This is a genomic window from Streptomyces sp. NPDC050388, from assembly GCF_040655635.1.
In the GTDB taxonomy this organism is placed as follows: Bacteria; Actinomycetota; Actinomycetes; order Streptomycetales; family Streptomycetaceae; genus Streptomyces.
This window is the reverse complement of sequence record NZ_JBFAKH010000200.1, coordinates 1-4754: the sequence shown is the minus strand read 5'-3', so window position 1 is coordinate 4754 and position 4754 is coordinate 1. Positions and strand designations below refer to the sequence as shown.

At 69.6% G+C, this 4754-nt stretch carries 5 protein-coding genes; 2 read left to right on the top strand and 3 right to left on the bottom strand.

The window, feature by feature from the left end; all coding sequences use genetic code 11:
- Window positions 1–292 precede the first annotated feature (292 nt).
- Complete coding sequence (locus AB0I73_RS40470) at window positions 293–1426, bottom strand: hypothetical protein (RefSeq protein ID WP_363045381.1); 1134 nt, start codon at window positions 1424–1426, stop codon at window positions 293–295.
- Window positions 1427–1845: 419 nt separating this feature from the next.
- Between AB0I73_RS40470 and AB0I73_RS40465 the strand changes: the two genes are divergently transcribed.
- Entirely contained in the window at window positions 1846–2058 is a 213-nt protein-coding gene (locus tag AB0I73_RS40465; protein WP_363045382.1) for a DUF5133 domain-containing protein, read from the top strand.
- A 501-nt stretch (window positions 2059–2559) separates the two neighbouring features.
- Here AB0I73_RS40465 and AB0I73_RS40460 read toward each other — a convergent pair.
- Together AB0I73_RS40460 and AB0I73_RS40455 are read right to left on the bottom strand one after the other, a co-directional pair.
- Complete coding sequence (locus tag AB0I73_RS40460; RefSeq protein WP_363045380.1) at window positions 2560–2853, bottom strand: integrase core domain-containing protein; 294 nt, start codon at window positions 2851–2853, stop codon at window positions 2560–2562.
- Window positions 2850–3242 (bottom strand): hypothetical protein, encoded by a 393-nt coding sequence (locus AB0I73_RS40455; protein ID WP_363045379.1) that lies wholly within the window; start codon window positions 3240–3242, stop codon window positions 2850–2852. The genes AB0I73_RS40460 and AB0I73_RS40455 overlap by 4 nt, the downstream gene beginning before the upstream one ends.
- Window positions 3243–3722: 480 nt before the next feature.
- Between AB0I73_RS40455 and AB0I73_RS40450 the strand changes: the two genes are divergently transcribed.
- Window positions 3723–4559 (top strand): hypothetical protein, encoded by an 837-nt coding sequence (locus tag AB0I73_RS40450; protein WP_363045378.1) that lies wholly within the window; start codon window positions 3723–3725, stop codon window positions 4557–4559.
- The last annotated feature ends 195 nt before the right edge of the window (window positions 4560–4754 follow it).

Sequence of the window (4754 nt, the reverse complement as noted above, 5' to 3'; positions counted from 1 at the left end):
CCAGGGGCTTCACTCATGTCTGACGCCGAGTCGCCATCCCGCCGTCCGGCATCATCACGCACCGCAACCGTCACGTTGCCGAGAAGGCTTCAGTGACCCCATCGCCATGATCTGCTGGCGCGCTGCGCAGGCCGGTCGGCCTGTGGTAGCCGCTCCATGACGCAGTGGCGGACGGTGAGAAGCTCGCCCAGGAGCGCCGTCTGCTGAAAGCAGCGCACCGAACTCACCGATCAACCGCGCCGGCTCCTGGCCCCAGGAGACAGGCGAGCCCGGTGTACGGCTGCACCCCGGCTCAGGGTTCACTGCGAGGTACTTGCTCGATGGCGTCCAGGTCTCCGGCCCGGTGGGTGGCCTCGGACGCCGCCCGCAGCGCGCTCTCAGCAGCGTTGATCACCGTGTCGCGTCGGCGGTGGCGGCGCTCGTACTCGACTGCCTGCCGGACCATGCGGTCCGAGACGTTCGGCAGGTGCATCTTGATGCGTTCCGGGTCCATCGCGTCGTAGCCGGCCCACGGCTCGGCCTCACGGAGCCGCTCGATGGCGTTCAGCACCCCGGGACGGCCAGTGTGTGCGCGTTCGTAGCCCTCGATGACCGTCAGCTCCGTCTGGGACAGGCCGTGCAGGCGCTGCTGGATCTCCGGGATCCCGAGTCGGCTGAAGCCGGAAATCGGCAGGTCCTGCTCGCGGGTGACGGCCCCCTGGACGCCCTCGGCCATACGGGTGGCGTCGGGCATCTCCCGCCAGGCGCCCTCAGCCGTGCCTCTCGCCCGCCTGGTGTTGCTTCGGAACGCTGCCCGCAGCCGGTTCAGGGCCGCGCGCACGGTGCGCATGACCGCGTCCAGCAGGCTGCCTTCGGCGGCTTCGGCCTCGACGGGAGGGCGGCCGTCGGTGGCCGTCGCCACGGCCCTGGCCTGCTCGGCGAGGTTCTCCCCCAGACTCTCCAGCAGTTCCTCTTCCTGGCGGCGCAGCATGCGGAGCAGACCGGCGGTCTCTGGATCGTGGAGCTGTTCGGCGATGTTCTCCCCTGCCCGGCACGCCGCCAGAGCCCTGGCTGCCGCCGCGTACTCGGCCTCGGTGTTCTTCAGCAGGCGGCGCTCACGGGCGAGCCTCTCGCCGTCCGCCATCTCCGTCATGGCCGCCACAGCGACCTCCACGGGCAGCATGGTTGCCCGCACGGCGCCGCGGGCCGCGGACCGCACGAACTGCCCGGTGGCGGACAACGCTCCCCGGTCAGGCCGCATCTCGCGTACGCGGGCCTCGATACGCTCAAGGCGGTCCTCAGCCTGGGCAACCTGGCGTTCAAGTCTTTGGCGGCGGGCGCCGGGAGGCGTGGAGTTCACATCGGTGCGGAACCGGGCGACGACCGCGGCGTGAGCCTCACGGGCGTCCTCCAGCGCCGGTACCAGCACATCCGTCATCGCTGCCATGAGCTGCTCCTCGTGGGATGGTCGCGGCCTCTGCGCCGCGTACGAAGGGCCCGCCCGCCGTCCATCGTCTCGGCCGGGCAAACCGGAACCCATCCTGCGCAACATCGCCGAAGATCGCCCGACGAACCGCTTGCCGGAGCGAGCGGGCAATCCGCCGTCTTTTTGACGATCTGCCTGGCTTTCAGGCCCGCCGCGAGCCGGGGCAAGCGCATCAATGCGGCCGTTATACCCGCCGACGGCCCGGGCGGGAACGCAGCCGGGCCGCCAGGTGAGGTGATCGGGGCCGTGCCGACGTCCTGGCGGCTCACATGCCTTGCGGCCGACCCGGCCAAACAGGTCGTCCTTGAAGGTGGCGCCGGCGGCTGCGACCGTGATGGTCCGAACGGGTGAGGACGGAGGCGGCCCCATGGTGATGGCGCATCCTTCACCTCTGCGGGGGCTGGTCGAGAGGTGCGAGACGCTCCAGCGGCGCCTGGCGTCCGACGCCAGCGCCCAAGACCGCGCGCCGGCTTGAGGACGCGACGTACACACTGTGTGTGCTCACCGGCACCCACCAACTGGACACGGCGCTGTACGCAGCCCGCAGACAGCCGGCCGACGCCGTGACCCGGCAGCAGCCTCCCCACCACTGAGCAGCCGGGGCATCCACACGTCGGCGTCGGCGAAGCCCGTTGCCACCGTCGATCCCAAGTGGCTCAGTCCGGCGGTCACGACGACAGGAAGCGGAGCCTGCCCGATCTTGGTGGCTAATTTGAAGTGCGTCTCCGTGCTTGCGAGTTGGCCGTCGCCAAGTGCCGGTGGATGGGATCATGACGGTCTTTTCGCTTCTCGTGGATCGGAGTGTGTGGTGTCGGTGCAGCCGCGGCCTTGGCCGGAGCTGGGTCCGCAGGTGGCTGCGGCGATCCGGGCGATCTATCGGGGCCGGCGGGCGGTTCCGTTGCCGGTGCAGGTGCGTGACCAGCTGGGCGAACTGTTCCTGGAGGCGGCGTTCGCCGAGGCGCTCGGCCGAGCGGGTAAGCCGGGCTGGTCCTCGAGCTGTGCCGTTCGGAAACCCGTCGCCGCTGATCAGGCGGCGTACCGGCCCTCGTTGATGACGCCGCCGAGTACTCGGCGGCAAAGGACCCGGTGCGCGGTCAGATCGGTCTTGGATGCCGGGTGCTCCCGCGCGAGGGCGGCAGCCGTCCCCGAGCCCGATGCGGGCGATGGCAGTTGTCGTGTCGGGCGCAGACGTTCAGGACCCGGCGGGCACGGGTCTCGTTCCAGATCAGCAGGTGGTCGAGGACTTCACGCCGCAGGGCTCCGACGCCCCGTTCACCGGGCGCGTTCCTCCCAGGAGCCCGCGGCGCGGTCCACCCGGCCGTGATGTCTTCGGCCGCGAAGACCGTGTCGCAGGACCCGGTGTCCTGCGCGTCCCGGTCGCGGATCAAAAGCGCAGTGGCTCCGGGCGCAGGCTCGGCTCGACGGCGCGGTTGCGGGCTGGTGGCACGGTCCGCCGCCCGGTCGGGCGCGCGGTCACACCGGCGATGTGCGGGCGGGGCGTGCCATGCTCGAGGAAGACCAGCGCGTAGACCCGGCGCAGGCCGGCCAGGTCGAGGGGCAGGACGTCGCAGGCGAGGAGGCCCTCGGCGGGCGCGGTCGGGAACTCGCGCCAGGTCGGCCCGCTGCGGCGTGGGGCCGGGTCGATGCCGACGGCCGTCAGGATCTCCCGGACCGTCGTGGTGCCGCTCGGATGTCCGCGGCGGGCGAGTTCGCCCTGGCCCCGTCGACAGCCACGACGCGGATTCTGCCGGGCCGGTCGCCGCACCAGCGCCTTCACCGCGCCGGCGGTCGGTGGCCTGCCTGGCCTCCAGGGGCGCTTGTTGTCGTCCGACCGCGATGAGCCTGCGGTGCCACGCGAGCAGGGTCGCGGGCGTGACCGGGGACACCGGGCCTCGGGACAGGTCCCCTCACACTTCGGTTGCCCGATTGGGCAGTGCAACCTTATGAGCGGGTGGTGAGTCTTCTGATCGATCACTTTCGTGATCGGACCCACTAGGAGACCATCATCAGCGCCATACGCAAGACCTTCACCGCTACCGCCATCGTCGGTGCCGTACTCGCGGGCTCCGCTGCCTGCGGAACGGCGGAGCAGCTTTCCGCCGGCCAGAAGCTGGACCAGGCCTTTGAGCAGCTCGGCAAGAAGAAGACGCTCTCCTTCGAGCTCGACCTGGACACCGACATCACGTCCCTGAAGGCGCTGGACGCCAAGTCCGACCCGGCCTCCGGCGACGAGATCCCGGATGAGGCCGCCGAGTTGATGAGCGACGCGACAATCACGGTTACCGTGCAGTCGAAGAAGCCGCTCGACGAGTCCGGCGAAAAGGATCTCGTCGGCATGACCATGAAGATCAGCAATCCGGAGGGCGATCTCGCCGAGTACCGGATGATCGGCGACTACATCTACGTCCGTGCCGACGTCGACACCATCGGCAAGATGATGGGCAGCCCTGTACCGGCCGCTGAAGACCTGCCTCCGCAGGCTCAGTCCTTCAAGAACGTCCTTGAGGGCAAGTGGGTGAAGTTCAGCGCCAAGAAGATGGAGGAGGCCGCCGCCGAGGGCCAGGAGGGCCAGGGCGGTCCCGCGCCCGCCCCGTCCCTCGACGCCAAGACACAGAAGAAGCTCGTGGGAGCCCTTCGGACGGTCGTCGCCCGTGAGGTGAGCTTCAAGACGGCCGACGGAGAGAACGGCGCCGAGCACGTCACCGCCACAGCTCCCTTCCGCACGCTGATCACCGAGCTTCTCGACGAGATCCGCCCGCTGACGAAGGACCTGCCGCCGGGCATGGAGCTGCCGACGGACAAGGACCTCAAGGACGCGCCCGACACCAAGGTGACGGCGGACTTCACGCTGAAGAACGACGAGCTGAGCGAGGTGAACGTGGACCTCGCCGCGTTGGCCGAGGACGCCAAGGTCAAGAAGCTCGGCCTGACTGTGCGGGTGAGCGACGGCGCCAAGCCCACCGCTCCGGCCGGTGCCACCGAGCTGGATCTGCAGGAACTCATGGAGGGCTTCTTCGCCGGCCCGGCGATGGACGACGCCGAGTGGGACGAAAGCGACTACGCCGACCCGGACTTTCCAGAGGACGAGTTCTGATCGCGCCGAGCGCTGACGGGGCCGGACGCCGCACTCGCACGGTGAGTGACCGCACAGGTATTTTCTGTCCGCCCGTGGCTTTTGGGTTCCGTACCCTGGTCGGCACTGTCACGTTGGCTGACCGGGTGGGATGATCTTCGGGTTGGTCATGGTGGAGGGGGACCGTCCGTGGACAGCGCGCCGCCGTCGTACCAG